This window comes from Luteibacter sp. UNC138MFCol5.1, assembly GCF_900110505.1.
In the GTDB taxonomy this organism is placed as follows: Bacteria; Pseudomonadota; Gammaproteobacteria; order Xanthomonadales; family Rhodanobacteraceae; genus Luteibacter.
Genome location: NZ_FODZ01000010.1, coordinates 1 through 22,065, shown reverse-complemented (window position 1 = coordinate 22,065; position 22,065 = coordinate 1). Strand labels below are relative to the sequence as shown.

The window sequence follows — 22,065 nt, the reverse complement described above, 5'->3', positions numbered from 1 at the left end:
GGCCGCGACAGCTCTTCGCCGCAGTCCCCAAGTTCGCGCGCCAGCTCCCAGCCACGGCCTCAAAACATGTCGCGCGCAGGGCGCGCTCCTACGGGGTGTGCGATGCGAACGCGCGCACCATCGTCGCGTCGAACGGCCACTCCAGCTCCTCGCCGTCGCCGCGGCGCAGCACGGGCACGCGGATGCCGTAACGTGCCTCGAGCGCGTCGTCGTCGTCGATCCACACCGATTCGAATTCCGGCAAACGAGCCTCGGCGAGCACGGCCAGGGCCTGGTCGCAGAGATGGCAGTCGTCGCGCTGGAACAACGTGAAGGCGGACATGCGCGGGTGTATGGGCCGGAAGACGTGGCAGCGTAGAATAGCGGGCTATTTCCCCCAAGCCACACCCCGAAGCCATGGCAGTCAGCGTTTTCGACCTCTTCAAGATCGGTATCGGCCCGTCGTCGTCCCATACGGTGGGCCCGATGCGCGCGGGCGCGCGCTTCGCCGAGCACTGGCTCGAAGAGAAAGGGGTGCTGGAGCGCGTCGCCCGCGTCCGCTGCGAGCTGTTCGGCTCGCTGGCGATGACGGGCCGCGGCCACGGCACGGACAAGGCCGTGCTGCTGGGCTTCGAAGGCGAGTGGCCCGACCGCGTCGATCCGGACACGATCCCCGCCACGCTCGAACGCATCCGCGGCACGAAGCGCATCCGCATCCTCGGCCGTCACGAGATCGCGTTCGACGAGAAGGCCGACCTCGTCTTCAACAAGCGCCAGAAGCTCCCGTTCCACACCAACGGCATGCGCTTCTCGGCGTACGACGCCGACGGCAACGAGCTCGCCACGCGCGACTACTACTCCGTCGGCGGCGGCTTCGTGGTCAATCCGGACGAGGCGGCCGAAGACCGCATCGTCGCCGACACGAGCGAACAGCCGTACCCGTTCTCCACCGGCGACCAGCTGCTGGCGCTGTGCAAGGAACACGGCCTCACGATCGCCGAACTGATGATGCGCAACGAAAGCATCTGGCGACCGGAATCCGAAACGCGCACGGGCCTGCTGCGCATCTGGAAGGCCATGCAGGATTGCGTCGCGCGCGGGCTGCGCTCGCCCGGCGTGCTGCCCGGCGGGCTGAAGGTCAACCGCCGCGCGCCGGCCATGGCCGCCGAACTGCGCGCCCAGCCGGAAGCGTCGCTGCGCGATCCGCTCACGATCCTCGATTGGGTGAACCTCTACGCGCTCGCCGTGAACGAGGAGAACGCCGCCGGCGGCAGCGTCGTCACCGCGCCGACCAATGGCGCGGCCGGCATCGTCCCCGCGGTACTGCACTATTACCGGCACTTCTGCCCCAGCGCGTCCGAAGAGGGCGTCATCCAATTCCTGCTGACGGCGGGCGCCATCGGCATCCTCTACAAGGAAAACGCCTCGATCTCGGGCGCCGAGGTCGGCTGCCAGGGCGAGGTCGGGGTGGCCTGCTCCATGGCCGCCGGCGGGCTGACCGCCGCGCTCGGCGGCAGCGTCACGCAGGTGGAGAACGCCGCCGAGATCGGCATGGAGCACAACCTCGGCCTCACCTGCGACCCGATCGGCGGCCTCGTGCAGATCCCCTGCATCGAACGCAACGCGATGGGCGCGGTCAAGGCGATCAACGCCAGCCGCATGGCGCTCAAGAGCGACGGCAAGCACCACGTCTCGCTCGACAAGGTCATCGCCACCATGCGCGACACCGGCCGCGACATGAAGGACAAGTACAAGGAAACCTCGCGCGGCGGCCTCGCGGTCAACGTCATCGAGTGCTGAAACGGGCCGCCGTGCCTGCCGGCGGCATGGCGATCAACGGACCGGACAAAGGCGCGGCAGGCGATCGACCGTCTCGACGCGAACCGGCTCGTCCTCGCCCCACCAGTTGGCGACCGCCGAATAGCAGACCCGCAGCTTGCCGCGACGGGTCTCGAAGCGCTGCCGGCTCGTGTACGCGAAGCACGATACGGACGACAGGCGGCCCAGCTCGCGCATCGCGATGGCGCAGCGCCGCACGGCCTGCACCGGGTCTTCGCCGGGGTAGAGCGTGAAGTAGAAACCCTTGGCGGTACGGTCGTACGACTCCGAATCGATCAGCCGCCCTTTGTCGCTCCACTGCTCCTGCGCCGCGGCGACGCCGCATGCCGTCAAGGCAACGAGCAACATGCCGCTGGCGACCACCTTCGAGCGCATCCGACCCCCTTCATCCCTACCGCGTCGGTCAGTGTATATCGACGCGGCGCCACTTGTATTGGGCGGGTGCAGGCTGACAGGCGCGGCCGGGGCTGTCATCATCCGGCCCTTGTGCCGCCCCGGGCCGGGGTCCAACCCGTCCCGTCCGACCGGAGTCACCATGTCCCATAGCGCTATCCGCCGCGACGTCGGCGCCTTTGCCCTCATGCTTACCGGCCTGGGCTCGATCATCGGCTCCGGCTGGCTGTTCGGCGCCTGGCACGCCGCCCAGCTCGCCGGTCCCGGCGCGATCTACGCCTGGATCATCGGCGCCGTCATCATCCTGTTCATCGCCCTCACCTACGCGGAACTGGGCGCGATGTTCCCCGAGTCCGGCGGCATGGTCCGCTACGGCCACTACTCGCACGGGTCGCTGGTCGGCTTCATCGCGGGCTGGGCGAACTGGATCGCGATCGTATCGGTGATCCCGGTCGAGGCCGAGGCGTCGGTCCAGTACATGGCCTCCTGGCCGTGGGAATGGGCGGCATGGACCAAGGACCTCTACGTCGTGACGAACGGGCACGGCGAACTGACGCCGCCGGGTCTCGCGATCGCGGTGGTGCTGGTGCTGGTCTACTTCTTCCTCAACTTCTGGAGCGTGAAGCTGTTCGCCAAGAGCAACACGGCGATCACCGTCTTCAAGCTCGTGGTGCCGGCGGCGACCGGCGTCGCGCTCATCGCGACGAGCTGGAACCCGGGCAACTTCCACATCGGCGCCCACGGCGGCAACCATGCGATCGACATCTCGTCGATCCTGACCGCCGTCGCGATCTCGGGCATCGTCTTCAGCTTCAACGGCTTCCAGAGCCCGGTGAACCTCGCCGGCGAAGCGCGCAATCCGGGCCGCAGCGTGCCGCTCGCGGTGATCGGCTCGATCCTGCTCGCCACCGTCGTCTACGTGCTGCTGCAGGTCGCGTTCCTCGGCGCGGTGCCGCCGGACCAGCTCGGCAATGGCTGGGCCGGCCTCGAGTACGCCTCGCCGTTCGCGCAGCTCGCGACCGCGCTGATGATCAACTGGATGGCCATCCTGCTCTACGCCGACGCCTTCGTCAGCCCGAGCGGCACCGGCGCCACCTACACCGCGACCACCGCGCGCATGATCTACGCGATGGAGCGCAACGGGCAGCTGCCGAAGATCTTCGGCCACATCCACCCGCGCTTCGGCATTCCGCGCCCGGCGATGTGGCTGAACCTCGTGGTGAGCTTCATCTTCCTGTTCTTCTTCCGCGGCTGGGGCACGCTGGCGGCGGTGATCTCGGTTTCGACGATCATCTCGTACCTCACGGGCCCGGTCAGCGTGATGACGCTGCGCCGCACGGCGCCGGAACTCAAGCGCCCGCTGCGCATTCCGGGCCTCCCGATCCTGGCGGCGCTGGCCTTCATCTTCGCCACCGAACTGCTCTACTGGGCGAAGTGGCCGCTGACCGGCGAGATCATCCTGCTGATGGTCGTGGCGCTGCCGATCTACTTCTACTACACCGCGAAGAGCGGCTGGGAAGACTTCCGTCGCCACCTCAGGGGTGCGTGGTGGCTCATCGTCTACCTGCCGGTCATCGCCCTGGTGTCGTGGGCGGGCAGCAAGACGTTCGGCGGCCACGACTACATCCCCTACGGCTACGACCTCGCGCTCGTCGCCGTGCTCGGCGCGATCTTCTACTTCTGGGGCATCGCCACGGGCTGGCGCACGCCGATGGTCGAGGCCGCGCGCTTCCACCACGACGAGGTGCTGCCGGGCGAACCGGATCTTCCGCCCAGCGCGGACGAGGCCGAACGCGTCACCGGCCATCGCTGATACGAAAAAAACCGCCCCGAGGGGCGGTTTTTTTGGGGATGGGGGATGGGAAGCGGGGGCGTTATGGCCGGCGTGCGCCCGAGGGCACCGGAAGCTCCGCGCTGGCGGCGGGGCACGTCGTCCAGCACGCCTAGAGCGCCAATACGTCCCCCAGCAACGCCTGCGCGGTGATTTCCGGACCGGCGCCCGGTCCCTGGATCACCAGCGGCGTCGCGTGATAACGCGTCGTCGTCAGCGCGAACTGGTTGTCGGTGCCGGACAGGCGCGCGGCCGGGTGATCCGGCCCCACTTCGACGAGGCCGACCCGTGCGCGGCCGCGCTGGTTCAGCCGCGCGAGATAGCGCAGCACCTTGCCGTTCGTCGCCGCCTGCGCGTGTCGCGCGCGCAGCGGTTCGTCCAGTTCCTCCAGGCGATCGAGGAACGTCGCCGTGTCGACGCCGCGCAGCGCCTCGGGCACGAGGCTTTCGACCTCGACCTCGTCGCTGCCCAGCGCGAAACCCGCGTTGCGCGCGATGATCAGCAGCTTGCGCGCGACGTCTTCGCCGGAAAGATCGGAGCGCGGGTCGGGCTCGGTGAAGCCGAGCCGCCGCGCGTCGCGCAGCAGCGCCGAGAACGGCCGGCTCCCGTCGTACTGGTTGAACAGCCACGACAGCGAGCCGGAGAACACGCCCTCGAGCGTCAGCAGGCTGTCGCCGCAATGACGCAGGCGGCGCAGGGTCGACAGCACCGGCAGGCCCGCGCCGACGGTCGCGGCGTCGCCATAGACGGACCCGGTCGAGGTCGCCTGCTGGAGGGCGCGCCAGCCCGAAAGGTGACCACCCGCGAGCGCCTTGTTCGCCGTGACGACGTGGTACCCGGCCGCGAGCCATTCGGCATGGCGGCTCGCCTCGGTGGCGCACGCCGTCGCATCGATGACGACCTTGCGCTCCGCCCCGGCCGCATCGAGCGCGGCGAGCAACGGCGCGTTGTCGCGCCCTTCCCTGCCACGCGCGAGATGCTGCGCGACATCGCCGGGCGCGACGCCCTCGGCGAGCACGTGCTGGCGCTTCGAGTTCGCGGCACCGACCAGGCGCAGCGAGCGCGCGGCCGGCGTGCCGAGCAACGTCAGCAGCGCGCGGCCGACCACGCCGGTACCGAGCAAGACCACCGCCGTGCGGGGCGCCGACTGCGCCTGCGGCGCGATCGCCACGGCGTTCATGCCCCGACCTTGCGTTTGGCTGCCGGCGCCACGGCGGCCGCACGCGCCAGGCCCGCCTCGATGTCGGCGATCAGATCGTCGCCGTCCTCGATGCCGATCGACAGGCGCAGGAGATTGTCGGCGATGCCGGCGACGCGACGCGCTTCGGGCGCCATCGACGCGTGCGTCATGGTGGCGGGATGCGCGACCAGGCTTTCCACGCCTCCCAGCGACTCCGCCAGGGAGAAATAACGGAGCCCATCGACGAACGCCCGGATCGCGTCGGTGCCGCCGGCGATCTCGAAGCTCAGCATCGCGCCGAAGCCGTTCTGCTGGCGCTGCGCGAGCGAGTGGCCCGGGTGCGTCGCGAGGCCGGGATAGTAGATGCGCTCGACCACGTCGTGCGCGTCGAGGCATGCCGCCACGCGATGTGCGTTCTCCTCGTGCGCGCGCAGGCGCACGGCGAGCGTGCGCACGCCGCGCAGCGTCAGGAAGCTGTCGAACGGCGAGCCGGTCAGACCGTTGCAGTTCCCCCACCATTTCAGCTGCTCGGCGACCGCCGCGTCGGCCGCGATCACGGCGCCGCCCACGACGTCGCTGTGACCGTTGATGTACTTCGTCGTCGAGTGCACCACGATGTCGGCACCGAGGCGGATCGGCTGCTGCAACGCCGGCGAGAGGAACGTGTTGTCCACGACCACCAGCGCGCCGACGGTGTGCGCGGCCTGCGCCACGTGACGCACGTCGGTGATCCGCAGCAGCGGGTTCGACGGCGTTTCGATCCAGACCAGCGCGGGCTTCGCCGCGAGGCCCTCCGCCAGTGCCGCCGGATCCGTGAAGTCGACGAAGCGCACGCTGAAGCGGCCCTTCTTCGCCCAGGCGTCGAGCAGGCGCCATGTACCGCCATAGCAATCATGCGCGGCGAGCACGAGTGCGCCCGCGGGCACGAGTTCGAGGGCCAGCGCGACCGCCGACATGCCGCTTCCCGTCACGACGGCGCCAGCGCCTTCTTCCAGTTCCGTCAGCGCCTCCGCGAGCAGGTCGCGCGTCGGGTTGCCGCTGCGCGAGTAGTCGTAGGCACGCTTGCGGCCGAAGCCGTCGAACGAGTAATTCGTGGACAGGTGCAGCGGCGGCACCACGGCGCCGTGCTGCGTGTCGGATTCGATGCCGGCGCGGACGGCGCGGGTACACAGGCGGGTATCGGTCATGGCTTAGCGGTCTCCGCGACAGTCGTTGAGTGCGTGACGCAGCACGGGAGCGAGCTGCACGGTTTCTTTGAGGAAGGCGTCGTGGCCGTACGGCGAGTCCACGACTTCGAGGGTGGCGGTGCCACCGAGGCGGCGCTGCAGTTCGAAGAGATCCGCGAGCGGGACGAGGCGATCGGACGGGAAGCCGACCAGCACCGTCGGCGCGGCGACGCGCTCGGGCTGGATGTCGTGCAGGTCGATGGATTCGGAGAGCGCGAGGAACCGCTCGGGATCGAAGCGCTCCACGAAGCGACGACCGGCGTGTTCGAGGTAATCCTCGACGGGGAAATGGAAGCGACCGTCGCGCAGCTCGGGACCGGAGGCGAAGCGGCGCGAGAACTCCTCGCTGCCGCGGTACGTGGTCATCGCCAGCTGACGCGCCAGCGCCAGCGCCTCGTCCGTGCGGCCGGAACCGATACCGAGGCGAACGATGCCACGCTGCACCGAGCGCTGCGCGGTCGCGAGCGGATGCGGACGGTGCGCGCCGGCCAGCAGCACCAGCGACTTCACCTTCGCGGGGTGCGCCGCGGCGAAGGCGAGCCCCACCATGGCACCGTACGACGAACCGATGAACGCATGCACCCGGCCGATGCCCAGTTCGTCGACCAGCGCCGCGAGCGCCGCGGCCTGGTCCTCGCTGGAGATCGAGGACACATCGCCCAGGTCGGCCGGCGCCAGCCAGTCGATGGAAAGCACACGGCATTCGGCCAGGTCGATCGCGCCGCCCTCGGCGACGAGTTCCTGCCACCAGCCCGTCGCGCGATCGCGGCCGGCGCAGACGTCGCGGTCGGCCGAGATGCCGCCCTGCACGACGATCGTCGGGGCATGCGGCGCGCCGCACCACAGGTAGCGGACGTCGACCTCGACGGGATCGCTGCCGTACTTCGGCGTGACGATCACGCGCCGTGTGCCGCGCTGCTCGCTCAGGTCGTTCGCGCGGCGGGCCGCGGCGGGGGCCGTATCGGGGAAGGAGATCACGGTGGCGGGCTCTGCTGACATGTCCGGTTTCCTGCGGTCGGGATCGAGCTTTCGCGGGACCGTGAGGCGGACTGTCGGCACGACGGGTGCGCGAAACGCACGCCCGGAGCGGACATTCCCATCTATCGGCTGGCGTGCGAACACGCCCCGCAGGAGTTGGCACCGTCGCGGAAATCCGCAGGTTGCCCCGGCTTCAAAGGGCCTGTCCCTCAGCCGGTCTCGATGAGTGCGATCGACGATACGCACCGATCGACGCCGTGTCAACAGCCGTTTAGACGTCCAGATGGCTAGATGTCCAACATGTGACGGACTCCCCGCACGGAACGGAATCCGCTGTGGGAAGCCCGCTGGCGGGCGAACGGGTGCTCGCCTCGAGCGTCCATTCACCCACGGACCTCGGTTACGATGACCCCATGACCATCCACGACTCCTTCGCCGCCGCCATCGGCAATACTCCCCTCCTTCGCCTCCGCGACGCCTCGGAGGCGACCGGCTGCGAGATCCTCGCCAAGGCCGAGTTCATGAACCCGGGCGGCTCCGTGAAGGACCGCACCGCCCTGGGGCTGATGGCTGACGCCGAACGGCGCGGACTGCTGCGGCCGGGCTCGACCGTGATCGAAGGCACCGCGGGCAACACGGGCATCGGCCTGGCCCTGCTCGGCGCCAGCCGGGGCTACCGGACGATCGTCGTGATGCCCGACACCCAGAGCAAGGAAAAGATCGACACGCTGCGGGTCATGGGCGTGGAGATCCGCCTCGTGCCCGTGGTGCCGTTCACGGACCCGAACCACTACGCCCGCGTCGCCCGGGCCATGGCCGAGGCGATGAACGCGACCGAGCCCGGCAGCGCCTGGTTCGCCGACCAGTTCGACAACCCGGCCAACCGCGCCTGGCACGAGGCCCATACGGGCGTCGAGATCTGGGAGCAGACGGGCGGCCGCGTCGATGGCTTCGTCTGCGCGGCCGGCACCGGCGGCACCATCGCCGGAGTCGGGGCCGCCCTCAAGGCCCGCCGCCCGGGTATCCGGATCGGCCTCGCCGACCCGGCCGGATCGATCTTCGCCGGCTACGCGACCACCGGCGAGGCCGTGGCGTCCTCCGGCTCGTCCATCAGCGAGGGCATCGGCAACAGCCGCCTGACGGCCAATTTCACGGCCGCGCCGATCGACGTGGCCTGGTCGATACCGGACGACGAATCGGTCCCCATCCTGCACGACCTCCTCCACCGGGAGGGCTACTGCGTCGGGGGCTCCAGCGGCGTGAACGTCGCCGGGGCCATCCGCATGGCACGCGAACTGGGCCCCGGCCACACGATCGTGACCGTGCTCTGCGACGGAGGCATGCGCTACCAGGGGAAGCTGTTCAACCCGGGGTTCCTCCGCGAGAAGGGCATCCCGGTGCCGGAATGGCTGGACGCTGCCTTCCCGACCGCGCCGTAGGAGCGCACCTGGGCGCGATGGGTACCGAGGCAAGCATGCATCGCGCCCAGGTGCGCTCCCACGGCGATCTCGCCTCGCCAGACCCTGTTAGAATAATGGGTTAGCCAACACCAGCGACTCCGCACCGATGTCCAGCCACCTTACCGAAACGCGCCGGCGGCGCAGCTTCGCCATCGTCAGCCATCCCGACGCGGGCAAGACCACGCTGACCGAAAAGCTGCTGCTGTTCGGCGGCGCCATCCAGATGGCCGGATCGGTGAAGAGCCGCAAGGCCGCGCGCCACGCCACGTCCGACTGGATGGCCCTGGAAAAGGAGCGCGGCATCTCGGTCACCTCGTCGGTGATGCAGTTCCCGTACGACGACGCCATCGTCAACCTGCTCGACACCCCGGGCCACGCGGACTTCTCCGAGGACACGTATCGCGTGCTCACGGCGGTCGACTCGGCCCTCATGGTCATCGACTGCGCGAAGGGCGTCGAGGAGCGCACGATCAAGCTCATGGAGGTGTGCCGCCTGCGCGACACGCCGATCATGACCTTCATCAACAAACTCGATCGCGAGGGGCGCGCCCCGATCGAACTGCTCGACGAAGTCGAATCGGTGCTCGGCATCGCCTGCGCCCCGCTCACCTGGCCCATCGGCATGGGGTCGCGCCTGAAGGGCGTGTACCACGTGCTGCTCGACGAGGTCCACGTGTTCGAACCGGGCAAGAACTTCACGCGCCAGGATTCCACGATCTTCAAGGGCCTCGATCATCCGGAACTCGCGGAACGCATCGGCCAGGCGGCGCTCGACGAACTGCGCGACGAACTGGAACTCGTGCTCGGCGCATCGAATCCGTTCGACCTCGAGGCCTACCTCGCCGGTAAGCAGACGCCGGTGTTCTTCGGCTCGGCCGTGAACAACTTCGGCGTGCAGTTGCTGCTCGACTTCTTCGTCCAGCACGCGCCGTCGCCGCGCTCGCGCGACACGCTCACGCGCGAAGTGAAGCCCGAGGAAGAGAAGCTCACCGGCTTCGTCTTCAAGATCCAGGCGAACATGGATCCGGCGCACCGCGACCGCGTCGCCTTCATGCGCGTCTGCTCGGGCACCTACACCGCCGGCATGAAGATGCAGCAGACGCGGACGGGCAAGGAAGTGCGCATCGCAAATGCGCTGACGTTCATGGCGTCGGATCGCGAGATCGTCGAACGCGCGTATCCGGGTGACGTCATCGGCCTGCACAACCACGGCACGATCACGATCGGCGACACCTTCACCGAAGGCGAGGCGCTGTCGTTCACCGGCATCCCGAACTTCGCGCCGGAACTCTTCCGTCGCGCGCGCCTGCGCGATCCGATGAAGATGAAGGCGCTGCAGAAGGGCCTCGCGCAGCTCTCGGAAGAAGGCGCGACGCAGTTCTTCCGCCCGCTGATGTCGAACGACCTGATCCTCGGCGCCGTGGGCGTCCTGCAGTTCGACGTCGTGGCGTACCGTCTGAAGGACGAATACAACGTCGACGCCAGCTTCGAACAGGTCGGCGTCGCCACGGCGCGCTGGATCCACTGCGACGACGCGAAGAAGCTCGAGGAATTCCGCGAGAAGAACGCGGCGAACCTCGCGATCGACGCGGCGGGTGAGCTGGTCTACCTCGCGCCGACACGGGTGAATCTCCAGCTGGCGCAGGAACGCTGGCCGACGGTGCGTTTCTCGGCCACACGCGAGCACGCGGCCGCCGTCGAAGTCTGATCAGACCGGCGAGGGATTCAGGAACCGGTGGATGGCCTGCACCACCACCGATCCCTCGCCGACGCTCGACGCCACGCGTTTGATGGAACCCGAGCGCACGTCGCCCACGGCGAAGACACCGCGCAAGGTAGTGGCATACGGTGACGGCGTGGCATAGCCGTCGCCATCGCGACCGGTGAGCACGAAGCCCTTGCGATCGAGATCGAGGCAGTCGTGGAGCCATGCGGTGTTCGGCTCGGCGCCGATCATCACGAACAGGCTGCCGACCTTGACGCGTACCGACTGGCCATCGGCGCACTTCCAGCCGACCTCGCGCAGGTAGGTGTCGCCCTCGAGGTAATCGATCTGGCAGCGCGGGTGCAACGTGATCCGTGGCGACTGTTCGATGCGCTGGACCAGGTAATCCGACATCGTCGCGGCGAGGCCGTCGCCGCGCACGATGATGTGGACATGCGCCACGGTGCGCGCGAGGAAGACCGCCGCCTGGCCGGCGCTGTTGCCGCCACCGACGACCACGACCTCCTGACCGGCGCACAGCGCCGCCTCCATCGCCGTCGCGGCGTACTGGATGCCCTGCCCTTCGAAGCGTTCGTAATCCAGATGGTCGAGCTTGCGGTAGCGCGCGCCGGTCGCGACGACGACAGCGCGCGCGCTGACGGTCGTACCGTCGTCGAGCAGCAGGCGGTACGGGTGCCGCGTGCAATCCATGCCGGTGACCGTCCGCGCCATCGCCATGTGGGCGCCGAACTTCATCGCCTGCACCTGCGCGCGCCCCGCGAGCGCCTGTCCCGAGATGCCCGTGGGGAAGCCCAGGTAGTTCTCGATCTTCGAGCTGGTGCCCGCCTGCCCGCCTGGCGCCAGCGCCTCGAGGACGAGCGTGTCCAGGCCTTCCGATGCCGCGTACACCGCCGCGGCGAGGCCCGCCGGTCCGGCGCCGATCACCGCCACGTCGTGCACATGCGCGCTGTCCAGCACGATCGTGATGCCCAGTTCGTCGGCCAGCGCGGTGGTGGTGGGGCAATGCAGGACGCGGCGGTCCGGCAGGATGACCACGGGGCACTCGGAAGGCGTCAGGCCGAACCCTTCGATCATGTGGCGGGCTTCGTCGTCCACGTCCGTGTCGAGCAACCGGTGCGGATAGGCGTTGCGGATCAGGAAGCTGCGCAGCCGGACGGTATCGGCGGCATGCGAGGAGCCGAGCAGCGTGATGCCGCCCTGCCCGGTCTGCAGCAGGCCCACGCGGCGCAGGATGAACGCGCGCATGATCACCTCGCCGATGTCCGGCTCGCCGGTGATCAGGCGGCGGAACGAGCGCGTGTCGAGGCGCACCAGGCGCGAGTCGACGCCGGTGCGGGCGCTGACCATGATCTGCCGCTCGCTGAACTGGTTCACCTCGCCCGTGAACTGGTTCGGGCCATGCTCGACGAAGACGACGGGTTCGCCGTTCTGGTCGAAGTCGTAGATGTCGATGCGGCCTTCGATGACGAAGAAGCAGTCGCTCTGGCGGTCGCCGCGGCGGAACAGGATCGTCCCGGCGGGCACCGTTTCCTCGACGCCGTACCTGACCAGGCGCGACGCCATGTCCTCGCTCAGCTGCGGGAAGGTCTGCTCGCGCCGGTTCTGCGGGCTCGACGGGTCGTTTTCGGAGGGGATGGCCATCGACGGTTTCCAGGAAGGGTCCGGGCAGGCGCCCACGCGGGGCACGTTACCGGAACTGGCTTCGCACGATCTTGTATCGGAGCACCATCATGCCTGCGTAGACTGCGCGCGAGCCACCACACGACGCCGCCATGACCGACGCGATACCCGCCCCGACGCTGCCGCTGCGCCTCCTGCGTTCGCCACTCGGGCGGATCGTGGCGTTTTTCGTCCTGCTCGTCGCGATCGGCGCCGCGACGCGGCTGTTGCGCGACGCCCTCGGGCTTCCCCATGGCGACATCCCATGGGCGGACGTGACGCCCTCCATCGAGGCCCTTCGACTCCTTCCGCCCGCGCTCGCCTACTGGCTGCTGGTGCGCTTCATCGAGCGACGGCGAGTGGACGAGCTCGCTGCACGCAAGGCGTTGCCGCACCTCGTTGCCGGCCTCCTCGGTGGCGCGCTGCTGTTCTCGCTCATCGTCGGCAGCCTGTGGAGCTTCGGGGCCTACGCGGTCGACCGGGTCGACACGGGGATCGCCTGGCTCGGACCCGTGCTCGTGGTGGGCGTCGGCGCCGGCGTGGGCGAGGAGATCGTCAGCCGCGGGGTGATCTTCCGGATCGTGGAGGAAGGCCTCGGCACCTGGGCGGCCCTGCTGGTGTCGGCGGCCGTTTTCGGCGGATTGCATATCTGGAACCCCAACGCCACGACGTGGAGCGCGCTGGCCATCGCCATCGAAGCCGGGCTGCTCTTCGGCCTGCTCTATCACGTCACCCGCTCCCTGTGGGTCTGCATGGGCGCCCATGCGGCCTGGAACGTCATGCAGGGGCCGTTCTACGGGATCCCCGTGTCGGGCTTCGAGCAGCACGGCCTGCTCGTCTCGCACATGCAGGGGCCCGACTGGCTGACCGGGGGCGCCTTCGGCGCCGAAGCGTCGGTGGTGGCGCTCGGGTTGTGCTCGGTGGTGACCGCCGCCTGCCTGGCGATCGCCGTGCGCCGTGGCACACTTGTCGCACCCTCGTGGCGGCGGAAGGACCCGGCGATCGCGTGACCGGCGTCACACCCTGAGCCGGACGTCACGCTGGCGACCTCGTCGCCGGTGTACTGGTTACCGAGCGACAGCCCCGTTCCACTTCTCACTGGTCCTTGCATGTCTTCCAACGAAAAGACGCGATCCTGGCTGGCCGACCAGCCCCTGCAACGCAAGATCGTCATCGCCATCGCCTCGCTGCTCGTGCTGTTCGTGGCGGCGAGCCTGGGCAACCTGACCTCGCTCACGCGGGAGAAGGACGCTCGCGCCTGGTCGTCCCATACGTACGTCGTCCTGCTCACCCTGGCCGACGTCAGCAACGCTGCGCAGGCCCGCCAGGCCGGCGCGCGCGGGTACCTGCTGAACCAGTCCAGCGACGAGTACGCCGACTTCGAAACCGCGGATCGCGAACTCGCCCGGGCGATGGCGAGCCTTCGCCAGCTCACCGTCGACAATCCGTTGCAGCAGTCGCGCCTCGACCGCCTGCAGGAGATGCTCGATCGCTGGAAAGTCGAAGTGCTCAAGGGCGGCCTGGAACCGATGCGGGCGATCGGCAACGCGCAGACACCCGAGGGCGTCGTCGCGCGCGAATCCATCCGCGGCACGTATTTCCAGAATCGCACCGTGCGCATGAGCGAGATCCGCGGCTTCATCGGCCAGATGTCCGCGACGGAACACGCCCTGCTCGACAAGCGCAACGCCGAACTCGATCGCGAGCTGGAGACAACCCGCTACATCGATCTCGCCTCGCTCGCGCTGTGCCTGGTCATCGGCGCGCTGGTCATCGCCATGACCTTCCGCCTGATCACCCGTCCGATCGTGAAGATGACGGGGCTGATGACGCGACTGGCGAACCACGATCACGACATCGAAGTGCGCCAACTCACGCGCCGCGACGAGATCGGCGAGATCGCCCGCGCGCTGCAGGTGTTCAAGGAGATGGCCGTCGAAACGGCAGGCCAGACGTGGCTGAAGAGCTCGGTGACCGCGATCTCCAACCGGCTCCAGGGCGCCACCACCTATCGCGACTTCGCCACCACCCTGATGTCGGAGCTCGTGCCCTGCCTGAAGGCCGGCTTCGGCGTGTTCTACCTCCTGCGCGAAGGCACCGGCCGGCTCGAGCTGCTTGGCAGCTACGGCTACAAGGAACGCCGCCACGTCACCGCGGACTATGCGCTCGGCGAAGGCCTCGTCGGCCAGGCGGCCATCGAGCGGCGCACCATCGTGCTGCAGGACGTGCCGTCGGATTACACGCGCATCCACTCGGGCAGCGGCGAGGCGCCGCCGCGCAGCGTCGTGGTCGTTCCCGTGGTGTCGCGCGACACCTTGCTCGGTGTCATCGAGGTCGCGAGCTTCGCGCAGCTCACGCTGGTGCAGGAACAGCTGCTCGACGAACTCACGCCGATCGTGGCGCTGTCGCTGGAGAACCTCGGACGGGCGATCAGCACCGCGTCCTTGCTCGAGCAGACCCGCAGCCAGGCCGACGAACTGCGCGCGTCGGAGGAAGCGATGCGCCGGCAACAGGAAGACCTGCGCAGCACCAACGACGAACTCAAGGCCAAGACCGCCGAACTCCAGGAACAGTCGCAGCGCCTCGTCGCGTCCGAGGAGGAACTGCGGGTGCAGACCGAGGAGCTGCACGCCTCGAACGAGGAGCTGCGCGAGAAGAGCCTCACGCTCAACGAGCAGAAGGACGCCCTCGAGGCCCTGCAACGCGAGACGCTGGAAAAGGCCGAGGAACTGGCCCGCGCGAGCCAATACAAGTCCGAGTTCCTCGCCAACATGTCGCACGAGTTGCGCACGCCGCTGAACAGCCTGCTGATCCTTTCGCGCAGCCTTGCCGACAACGACGAGGAAAACCTCAACGAGGAGCAGGTCGAATCGGCGCGGATCATCCACGATGCCGGCTCCAACCTGCTTCGCCTCATCAACGACATCCTCGACCTGTCGAAGGTCGAGGCCGGCAAGATGGAACTCGTCGTCGACGCGTTCCCGCTCGCCGATCTCGCGCGCACGCTCGGCCGCACGTTCAATCACGTGGCGCAGGAGAAGAAACTGGCCTTCGAGGTCCGGCTGCAGCCGGGCCTGCCCGCCTCCATCCGCACGGACGGCGGCAAGCTCGAACAGGTGGTCAACAACCTGCTGAGCAACGCGTTCAAGTTCACGGCCAGCGGCCGGGTCGACGTCGAGATCTCGCGGCCCGCCGCCGACGCCCCGCTTCCCGCGGGACTCGACGCGTCGCGCGCGATCGCCATCGCGGTGACCGATTCGGGCATCGGCATCCCCGAGGACAAGTTCCAGCGCGTCTTCCACGCGTTCGAGCAGGTGGATGCGAGCACCAGCCGGCAGTACGGCGGCACCGGCCTGGGACTGGCCATCTCGCGCCGCATCGCCGAACTGCTCGGAGGCGACATCGTGCTGCGCAGCAAGGCCGGCGAAGGCAGCACGTTCACCATCTACCTGCCCGAGGAAGCGCCGGAAAGCGGCGCGCGTCCCGAACCCGTTCCGCTCGAACGCGCCGCCGCGGAAGCCACGCTGCCGTTGTCGCCGTCGCTGATCGCCGACGGCATCGACGACGACCGCGACGCGATCCAGCCGGGCGATACCGCCATCCTCATCGTCGAGGACGATCCGGCCTTCGCACGCATCCTCGCGGACATGATCCATCGCAAGGGGCACCGCGTCCTCGCGGCCGCCGATGGCGAGTCCGGCCTCGCCCTCGCACGTCGCTACCGCCCGACGGGCATCCTGCTCGACGTCATGCTCCCGGGCATGGACGGCTGGACCGTGATCGAACGACTGAAGGGCGACGCGGCGACGCGGCACATTCCCGTGCACTTCATCTCGGCCACCGACGACGCCACCCGCGGCCTCGAACTCGGCGCGGTGGGTTTCCTGACCAAGCCGGTCAGCCGCGAATCGATCACCACCGCCTTCGAGCGTCTGCTGCACTTCGCGGAAGGCCGCACGCGCCACCTGCTCGTCGTCGACGACGACCCGAGCGCGCGTGCCGCCGTCCGCAGCCTGCTCAAGGACGATGCCGTCGTCATCGAGGAGGCCGGCTCGGGCGAGGAGGCGCTGGCGAAAACGACCCAGACGACCTACGACTGCATCGTGCTCGACCTCGGCCTGCCGGGCATGTCGGGCTTCGAATTCCTCGAACGCCTTTCGCAGGGCCAGCACACGCCGCCCGTGGTGGTCTACTCCGGACGCGACCTATCGCGCGAGGAAAGCATGCGCATCCGGCAGTACACCGACAGCATCGTGGTCAAGGGCGCCCGTTCGCCCGACCGCCTGCTCGACGAAGTGAGCCTTTTCCTGCATTCGATCCGGCATGGCGGAAGCGCGAAGCCGGACACCTCCGCGCCCGTCAGGGGAGGCGGCGGCGAGCCGGACGAGGGCGACCTGCGCGGCCGCCGCGTGCTGCTCGTCGACGACGACATGCGCAACCTCTTCGCGCTCAGCAAGGTGCTGCGCGCGAAGGGCATCGAGGTGGTCATGGCGCAGGATGGCCGCAAGGCGCTCGACACCCTCGACAAGGACGCCGACATCGAACTCGTGCTGATGGACATCATGATGCCCGTCATGGACGGCTACGAGACCATGCGCGAGATCCGGGCGAAACCCGCCGTCGCGCGCGTGCCCATCATCGCGCTCACGGCGAAGGCCATGCGCGGCGATCGCGAGAAGTGCCTGGAGGCCGGTGCGAACGACTACCTGTCCAAGCCCATCGACGTCGACCGCCTGCTCTCCATGATCCGCGTCTGGCTGCCGGCGAAGGTCTGACGTGGACGTCGAGGACATCGAGATCCAGCTCTTCGTCAGGGCCATGCAGCTGCGCCACGGACACGACTTCAGCGACTACGCCCCCGCGTCGCTGAAGCGCCGCGTGCTGCAACTGGTACAGACACACGGCACGGGGACGATCAGCGAACTCAATCGTCGCGTGCTGCACGAGGAAGGTTTCGTCGGCCACGTCATCCAGGGCCTCTCCGTGCCGGTCTCGGAGATGTTCCGCGATCCGCAGGTCTTCCGCGCGCTGCGCGAGAAGGTGTTGCCGGTGCTGGCGTCCTATCCGCAGATCAACATCTGGCAGGCGGGGTGCGCCCAGGGTCAGGAGGTCTACTCCCTCGCGATCCTGCTCGAGGAGGCCGGCCTCTACGAGCGCTCGCGCATCTATGCCACCGATTTCAACGACGCCGCGCTCGCGGCCGCCGGCGAAGGCATCTACGCGGCGCGCGACGCGCGCGACTGGTCGCGCAACTACCTCGAGGCCGGCGGCACGCTGTCGTTCAGCGATTACTACAGCGCCCGCTACGACTTCATCAAGCTGGACAAGCGGCTGCGCCGCAACGTCACGTTCTTCAACCACAACCTCGTCACCGACGTGGTCTTCTGCGAGGCGCACCTGATCCTCTGCCGGAACGTGCTCATCTACTTCAACAACACGCTGCAGGACCGCACGCTCGGCCTCTTCCGCGACAGCCTCGTCCGCGGTGGGTTCCTCTGCCTCGGCACGCGCGAGAACATCGACTTCTCCCCCGCCGCCAGCGGATTCACCGACGTCGACCACGCGCTGCGCATCTACCAGGTCGGCGGCATCGGCGCGAGGCCACTGACGCGATGAGCCGGCACGACGCCATCGTCATCGGCTGCAGCGCGGGGGGGCTGACCGCCCTCCAGAGACTTCTGCCCGGCCTCGCGCCGAATCTCACCGCGGCGGTGATCGTGTGTTGCCACACGGGTTCCGCCGATGTCTCGTTGCTCGTGGAACTGCTGGCGCGGGTCTCCGCGCTCCCGGTCGCGGAAGCCCTGGAACGGTCGCACATCACGCCGGGCATGGTGCACGTCGCACCCACCGGTTACCACCTCCTGATCGAGGAAGATCACTATTTCTCGCTCAGCGTCGACGAGAAGGTCGCGTGGTCGCGGCCGTCCATCGACGTGCTCTTCCAGACCGCCGCCGATGCCTGGCGCGAACGGCTCGTCGCGGTGCTCCTGACCGGCGCGAACTCCGACGGCGCGCGCGGCCTCGCCGCCGTGCGCCGCGCCGGCGGGCATGCCGTCGTGCAGGATCCCGAGGACGCCGAGTCCGACATCATGCCCCGCGCCGGGCTCGAGATCGCGGGCGCCGACGCCTGCCTCCCCCTCGACGCCATCGCCGCCCACCTCAATTCCCTTTGCCTGCCATGAGTACGATGCGTCCCAAGATCCTCGTCGTCGACGACACCCCCGCCAACCTCGTCGCCATGCGCCGCCTGCTCGCGCGTGTGGATGCCGATATCTACGAGGCCGCTGGCGGCAACGAAGCCCTCGCGCTGTGCCTCGACCACCAGTTCGCCCTGGTGCTGCTCGACGTGAACATGCCGGAGATGGATGGCTTCGAGGTGGCGCAGTTCATTTCCGAAGCCGACCACATGAGCGAGACGCCGATCATCTTCGTGACCGCCGCCTATGCCGACGACATCAACCGCATCAAGGGCTACACCGCGGGCGCGGTCGATTACATCGCCAAGCCGATCAACGACGTGATCCTGCAGTCGAAGGTGAAGATCTTCCTCGAGCTCTACCGTGCCCGCGCCCTGCTGCAACAGGCGCTCGACGAGCTTTCGGTGCGCAACGCGCAGCTGACCAGCGAAGTGGCGGAACGCACGCGGATGCAGGAGCTCGTTCGCCACCAGGCGACGCACGATGCCCTCACCGGCCTGCCCAACCGCCTGCTGTTCCGGGAGCGACTCGAAGCGTCGATCGCCAGCGCCAGCGATGGCGGTGATCCGTTCGCGCTCGCATACATCGACATCGACGGCTTCAAGGGCGTGAACGACGGGCACGGGCACGCGGCGGGCGACGAGCTGCTCAAGGCCATCGCGGCGCGCATCGACGGGCGCACGCGGGGCACCGACACCGTGGCCCGCCTCGGCGGCGACGAGTTCGCCGTGCTGCTGCAGGGTGCCGACGACGCCGAAAGCGCGCTGGGCCGCTGCCAGTCGCTCTGCGACGCGGTCGCCGAGCCTTACACGCTCAACGTGAGCGGTGAACGCGTGCCCGCGCGGATCGGCGCGAGCATCGGCGTCACCCTGTTCCATCCCGGCGCCCGCTACGACGACATCGTCGCCGCCGCCGATGGCGCGATGTATACGGCCAAGCGCAGTGGGAAAAATCGCTGCGTGCTGGCGTGATGCGACGAGCCTGCCTTCACAGGCTGGCCAGGAACGCTTCCAGCGCCGCGCCGCGATAGCGCTGCCGGTGCAGCAGCACGGTGAGGGTCCGTCGCAGGTCGAGGAACGGCGTCGGCAACACCTTGAGGCGCCCCGCGTGCACGGCATCGCCGACGGCCACCTCGGGGAGGCAGGCGATGCCCAGGCCCGCGATCACCGCCTGTTTGATCGCCTCGGACTGATCCAGCTCCAGTACCGTCGTTCCCTCCGGCAGCTCCGCGAGCGCCCGCTCGCTCAGCGCCCGCGTGGCCGAGCCGCGCTCACGCAGCACCCAGCGCTGCCCGGCGAAGTCTTCGCGGCGCAGGCGTTTCTTCGCGGCCAGCGGATGATCGGGCCGCGCGCAGACGACGAGGCGATCGTCCCGCCACGGCCTCGCCTCCAGCGATGGGTGAGTCACCGGACCTTCGACGCAGCCGACGTCGTAATCGTGATCGAGGACGCCTTGCGCGATGCGCGCGGTATTGGCGACGCCGAGGCGGAGCGACACGCCCGGATGAGCGGCCGCGAAATCGCCGAGCAGCTCGCCCACGAGGTAATTGCCCACCGTGTTGCTGGCGCCGATACCGATCTCGCCCGCCAGTTCGGTGGCCGTCCCCTGCGCCCGCCGGGCGAACTCCGCGTGGCGCTCGAGCAGTTCACGGGCGAGCGGTAGCAGTTCGCGCCCCCGGTCGTTGAGCGACAGACGGCCGCGCTCGCGTGCGAACAACGGCGCGCCGAGCTGACGCTCCATCTCGGCGAGGGCCATGCTCGCCGCCGGCTGGCTAAGGAACAGGCGTTCGCTCGCGGCGCGCACGCTGCCGGTGGTGGCGATGGCGACGAACACGTCGAGTTGGCGGGGACTGATCGCGTGCATCAATGGTTCTTATACCGTTGATAAGCCATTTTCAATATCCTTATCGGGCACGGCAACCGACAATGCAGCCTTCGCAATCCGGAAATCCTGCCGTGTCCGCCGTCACCGCCACCTCGCCTACCCCTTCCCGCGCGCCGGGCCTGCTCCTGGCATTCGGCGTCGCCGCCGTCGCCTTCGGGCTCGGCCGACTGATGCCGCTCGTCGGAGGCGCCGTCTGCGGCATCGTGCTGGGCATCCTGGTGCGCCAGTTCGCCCCGCCCTCTTCCCAGTTCCTGCCCGGCATCCGCTTCGCGTCGAAGCAGGTCCTGCAGTGGTCGATCATCGCGCTCGGGTTCGGCCTGAGCATCACCCAGGTCGCGAAGACCGGCCTGGAGTCGCTATCGGTGACGCTCGCGACCGTCGCCGCGGCGGGTCTCGCCGCGTGGGGACTGGGGCGCCTGCTGCGCGTCCACGACACGCTGAAGCTGCTGATCGGCGTGGGTACCGCCATCTGCGGCGGCTCGGCGATCGCCGCGGTCGTGCCCATCGTCAAGCCGGACGAGCACGACACCGCCTTCGCCATCTCGACCATCTTCCTCTTCAATCTGGTCGCCGTCCTGACCTTCCCCGCGTTCGGCCACTGGCTCGGCCTGTCCGACCTCGGGTTCGGCCTGTGGGCCGGCACGGCGATCAACGACACCTCGTCGGTCGTCGCGGCCGGTTACAGCTACAGCCATGCCGCCGGCGATTACGCGACCATCGTGAAGCTGACCCGCGCCACGCTCATCATTCCGATCTGCCTCGCCATCGCGCTGATCGTGGCCTGGCGTGAGAAGCGCGGTGGCGCCTCCGATTTCCGCCTCGCGTCCATCTTTCCGTGGTTCATCCTCTGGTTCCTGGTCGCCTCGGCGATCCGCACCGCCGGTGTGATCCCCGACGCCGCCCTGCCCGTCATCCACTTCGTCGCCGAGTGCCTGATCATCGTCGCGCTCACCGCCATCGGCCTCTCCGCGGACCTGCGCCGCATGGCCTCCACCGGACCGCGACCGATCCTTCTGGGTCTCGGCGTATGGGCTGCCGTCGCGTTGACGAGCCTGCTGGTGCAGCATCTGATCGGGCGCTGGTGACGCGCATGCCGCTCCCGCTCATCCACCGTAGGAGCGCGCCCTGCGCGCGACATGTCTTCGCGAGGCGCCGCAGGACCTGACGCTCACGGCCTCAAAAGATGTCGCGCGCACGGCGCGCTCTTACCTGGGCGCGCTGACCGCCATCGGTTTCTCGGCATCGCCTCCACCGGACCGCGACGATCCTGCTCGGCCTCGACGTGTGGGTGACACGCCTGCCGTTCGGGCTCATCCACCGTAGGAGCGCGCCCTGCGCGCGACATGTCTTCGCGAGGCGCCTCAGGACCTGAGGCTCACGGCCTAAAAAGATGTCGCGCGCACGGTTGTAGTGGCTGGACTTTCCTGGACCACGAGCTAGGAGCATTGAGCCGCCAGTGCTTCGAATTCTGCTGGCGGAAGGTAGTTGAGGGTCGAGTGTAGACGCTCGTGGTTGTAGTAGCCGGCCAGATAGTCGATGACCGCCACGCGAGTCATTTCCCGCGGCAGGCGTTCCTCACCGAGGCATTCGTGTTTCAGGGTCCGGAAGACCCGCTCGACCACGGCGTTGTCCCAGCAATTGCCTTTGCGGCTCATGCTTTGGATGGCGCCGTGTTCGGCCAGATGAGCAACAAACAGATCGGCGGTGTATTGG

Annotated in this window: 18 protein-coding genes and 1 riboswitch; of the genes, 10 read left to right on the top strand and 8 right to left on the bottom strand. The window is 68.6% G+C overall.

The features are described 5' to 3' along the window. Nucleotides 1–88 precede the first annotated feature (88 nt). Entirely contained in the window at nucleotides 89–322 is a 234-nt protein-coding gene (locus BMY69_RS18625) for a glutaredoxin family protein (protein ID WP_090181118.1), read from the bottom strand. 74 nt (nucleotides 323–396) lie between these two features. Between BMY69_RS18625 and BMY69_RS18620 the strand changes: the two genes are divergently transcribed. Next, nucleotides 397–1,779, top strand: coding sequence for an L-serine ammonia-lyase (locus tag BMY69_RS18620; RefSeq protein WP_090181116.1), 1,383 nt, complete (start codon nucleotides 397–399; stop codon nucleotides 1,777–1,779). A gap of 33 nt (nucleotides 1,780–1,812) precedes the next feature. On the opposite strand, the gene BMY69_RS18615 is transcribed toward BMY69_RS18620, so the two are convergent. Continuing rightward, nucleotides 1,813–2,193 carry a hypothetical protein gene (locus BMY69_RS18615; protein WP_090051939.1) on the bottom strand — a complete coding sequence of 127 codons (381 nt, stop codon included), beginning with the start codon at nucleotides 2,191–2,193 and terminating at the stop codon, nucleotides 1,813–1,815. A 160-nt stretch (nucleotides 2,194–2,353) separates the two neighbouring features. Here BMY69_RS18615 and BMY69_RS18610 point away from each other — a divergent pair, with 160 nt between their 5' ends. Beyond that, nucleotides 2,354–4,024: an APC family permease gene (locus BMY69_RS18610; protein ID WP_090181114.1), complete on the top strand. Its 1,671-nt coding sequence runs from the start codon at nucleotides 2,354–2,356 to the stop codon at nucleotides 4,022–4,024. Nucleotides 4,025–4,154: 130 nt separating this feature from the next. Here the strand turns inward: BMY69_RS18610 and BMY69_RS18605 are convergent, their stop codons facing one another. The 3 genes from BMY69_RS18605 to BMY69_RS18595 are packed head-to-tail and all read right to left on the bottom strand — an operon-like array spanning nucleotide 4,155 to nucleotide 7,447. Beyond that, the gene (locus BMY69_RS18605; protein ID WP_090181111.1) at nucleotides 4,155–5,222 is read right to left on the bottom strand and encodes a homoserine dehydrogenase family protein; all 1,068 of its coding nucleotides are present in this window, start codon (nucleotides 5,220–5,222) and stop codon (nucleotides 4,155–4,157) included. Then, on the bottom strand, nucleotides 5,219–6,409 hold the full coding sequence (metB, locus tag BMY69_RS18600; RefSeq protein ID WP_090181109.1) for a cystathionine gamma-synthase: 1,191 nt from the start codon (nucleotides 6,407–6,409) through the stop codon (nucleotides 5,219–5,221). The genes BMY69_RS18605 and metB overlap by 4 nt, the downstream gene beginning before the upstream one ends. A 3-nt stretch (nucleotides 6,410–6,412) precedes the next feature. Beyond that, entirely contained in the window at nucleotides 6,413–7,447 is a 1,035-nt protein-coding gene (locus tag BMY69_RS18595; protein ID WP_090181107.1) for a homoserine O-succinyltransferase MetX, read from the bottom strand. A gap of 94 nt (nucleotides 7,448–7,541) precedes the next feature. After that, nucleotides 7,542–7,655, bottom strand: a riboswitch (SAM riboswitch). A gap of 184 nt (nucleotides 7,656–7,839) precedes the next feature. Here BMY69_RS18595 and BMY69_RS18590 point away from each other — a divergent pair. Together BMY69_RS18590 and BMY69_RS18585 are read left to right on the top strand one after the other, a co-directional pair. Next, nucleotides 7,840–8,865, top strand: coding sequence for a cysteine synthase A (locus BMY69_RS18590; protein ID WP_090181132.1), 1,026 nt, complete (start codon nucleotides 7,840–7,842; stop codon nucleotides 8,863–8,865). A gap of 127 nt (nucleotides 8,866–8,992) precedes the next feature. After that, nucleotides 8,993–10,594, top strand: a complete 1,602-nt coding sequence (locus BMY69_RS18585; protein ID WP_090181105.1) for a peptide chain release factor 3 — start codon at nucleotides 8,993–8,995, stop codon at nucleotides 10,592–10,594. On the opposite strand, the gene BMY69_RS18580 is transcribed toward BMY69_RS18585, so the two are convergent. After that, nucleotides 10,595–12,253 carry an FAD-dependent oxidoreductase gene (locus tag BMY69_RS18580; protein ID WP_090181103.1) on the bottom strand — a complete coding sequence of 553 codons (1,659 nt, stop codon included), beginning with the start codon at nucleotides 12,251–12,253 and terminating at the stop codon, nucleotides 10,595–10,597. 131 nt (nucleotides 12,254–12,384) lie between these two features. Here BMY69_RS18580 and BMY69_RS18575 point away from each other — a divergent pair, with 131 nt between their 5' ends. From BMY69_RS18575 to BMY69_RS18555, 5 genes are all read left to right on the top strand, one after another. Next, nucleotides 12,385–13,281 carry a CPBP family intramembrane glutamic endopeptidase gene (locus BMY69_RS18575; RefSeq protein WP_090181101.1) on the top strand — a complete coding sequence of 299 codons (897 nt, stop codon included), beginning with the start codon at nucleotides 12,385–12,387 and terminating at the stop codon, nucleotides 13,279–13,281. 99 nt (nucleotides 13,282–13,380) lie between these two features. Then, complete coding sequence (locus BMY69_RS18570) at nucleotides 13,381–17,046, top strand: response regulator (RefSeq protein ID WP_090181099.1); 3,666 nt, start codon at nucleotides 13,381–13,383, stop codon at nucleotides 17,044–17,046. Nucleotide 17,047: 1 nt separating this feature from the next. Further along, nucleotides 17,048–17,887: a CheR family methyltransferase gene (locus BMY69_RS18565; protein WP_254778955.1), complete on the top strand. Its 840-nt coding sequence runs from the start codon at nucleotides 17,048–17,050 to the stop codon at nucleotides 17,885–17,887. Further along, complete coding sequence (locus BMY69_RS18560) at nucleotides 17,884–18,453, top strand: chemotaxis protein CheB (protein ID WP_090051924.1); 570 nt, start codon at nucleotides 17,884–17,886, stop codon at nucleotides 18,451–18,453. The genes BMY69_RS18565 and BMY69_RS18560 overlap by 4 nt, the downstream gene beginning before the upstream one ends. Nucleotides 18,454–18,458: 5 nt before the next feature. After that, complete coding sequence (locus tag BMY69_RS18555) at nucleotides 18,459–19,439, top strand: diguanylate cyclase domain-containing protein (protein ID WP_090181097.1); 981 nt, start codon at nucleotides 18,459–18,461, stop codon at nucleotides 19,437–19,439. Nucleotides 19,440–19,455: 16 nt separating this feature from the next. On the opposite strand, the gene BMY69_RS18550 is transcribed toward BMY69_RS18555, so the two are convergent. Continuing rightward, nucleotides 19,456–20,331, bottom strand: a complete 876-nt coding sequence (locus BMY69_RS18550) for a LysR substrate-binding domain-containing protein (protein ID WP_090181130.1) — start codon at nucleotides 20,329–20,331, stop codon at nucleotides 19,456–19,458. A gap of 92 nt (nucleotides 20,332–20,423) precedes the next feature. On the opposite strand from BMY69_RS18550, the gene BMY69_RS18545 reads away from it, so the two are divergent. Further along, nucleotides 20,424–21,437, top strand: coding sequence for a YeiH family protein (locus tag BMY69_RS18545; RefSeq protein WP_255364615.1), 1,014 nt, complete (start codon nucleotides 20,424–20,426; stop codon nucleotides 21,435–21,437). Nucleotides 21,438–21,788: 351 nt separating this feature from the next. Here BMY69_RS18545 and BMY69_RS18540 read toward each other — a convergent pair. Further along, the coding region (locus tag BMY69_RS18540; protein ID WP_143070526.1) for an integrase core domain-containing protein at nucleotides 21,789–22,065 on the bottom strand (277 nt) is incomplete at its 5' end.

What these genes read in the sequence shown, in the direction of transcription:
- BMY69_RS18570 (WP_090181099.1), top strand. Translation starts at nt 13,381, where the DNA reads ATGTCTTCCAACGAAAAGACGCGATCCTGGCTGGCCGACCAGCCCCTG.
- BMY69_RS18560 (WP_090051924.1), top strand. Translation starts at nt 17,884, where the DNA reads ATGAGCCGGCACGACGCCATCGTCATCGGCTGCAGCGCGGGGGGGCTG.
- BMY69_RS18575 (WP_090181101.1), top strand. Translation starts at nt 12,385, where the DNA reads ATGACCGACGCGATACCCGCCCCGACGCTGCCGCTGCGCCTCCTGCGT.
- BMY69_RS18580 (WP_090181103.1), bottom strand. Translation starts at nt 12,253, where the DNA reads ATGGCCATCCCCTCCGAAAACGACCCGTCGAGCCCGCAGAACCGGCGC.
- BMY69_RS18625 (WP_090181118.1), bottom strand. Translation starts at nt 322, where the DNA reads ATGTCCGCCTTCACGTTGTTCCAGCGCGACGACTGCCATCTCTGCGAC.
- BMY69_RS18590 (WP_090181132.1), top strand. Translation starts at nt 7,840, where the DNA reads ATGACCATCCACGACTCCTTCGCCGCCGCCATCGGCAATACTCCCCTC.
- metB (WP_090181109.1), bottom strand. Translation starts at nt 6,409, where the DNA reads ATGACCGATACCCGCCTGTGTACCCGCGCCGTCCGCGCCGGCATCGAA.
- BMY69_RS18595 (WP_090181107.1), bottom strand. Translation starts at nt 7,447, where the DNA reads ATGTCAGCAGAGCCCGCCACCGTGATCTCCTTCCCCGATACGGCCCCC.
- BMY69_RS18620 (WP_090181116.1), top strand. Translation starts at nt 397, where the DNA reads ATGGCAGTCAGCGTTTTCGACCTCTTCAAGATCGGTATCGGCCCGTCG.
- BMY69_RS18550 (WP_090181130.1), bottom strand. Translation starts at nt 20,331, where the DNA reads ATGCACGCGATCAGTCCCCGCCAACTCGACGTGTTCGTCGCCATCGCC.
- BMY69_RS18555 (WP_090181097.1), top strand. Translation starts at nt 18,459, where the DNA reads ATGCGTCCCAAGATCCTCGTCGTCGACGACACCCCCGCCAACCTCGTC.
- BMY69_RS18610 (WP_090181114.1), top strand. Translation starts at nt 2,354, where the DNA reads ATGTCCCATAGCGCTATCCGCCGCGACGTCGGCGCCTTTGCCCTCATG.
- BMY69_RS18605 (WP_090181111.1), bottom strand. Translation starts at nt 5,222, where the DNA reads ATGAACGCCGTGGCGATCGCGCCGCAGGCGCAGTCGGCGCCCCGCACG.
- BMY69_RS18615 (WP_090051939.1), bottom strand. Translation starts at nt 2,193, where the DNA reads ATGCGCTCGAAGGTGGTCGCCAGCGGCATGTTGCTCGTTGCCTTGACG.
- BMY69_RS18585 (WP_090181105.1), top strand. Translation starts at nt 8,993, where the DNA reads ATGTCCAGCCACCTTACCGAAACGCGCCGGCGGCGCAGCTTCGCCATC.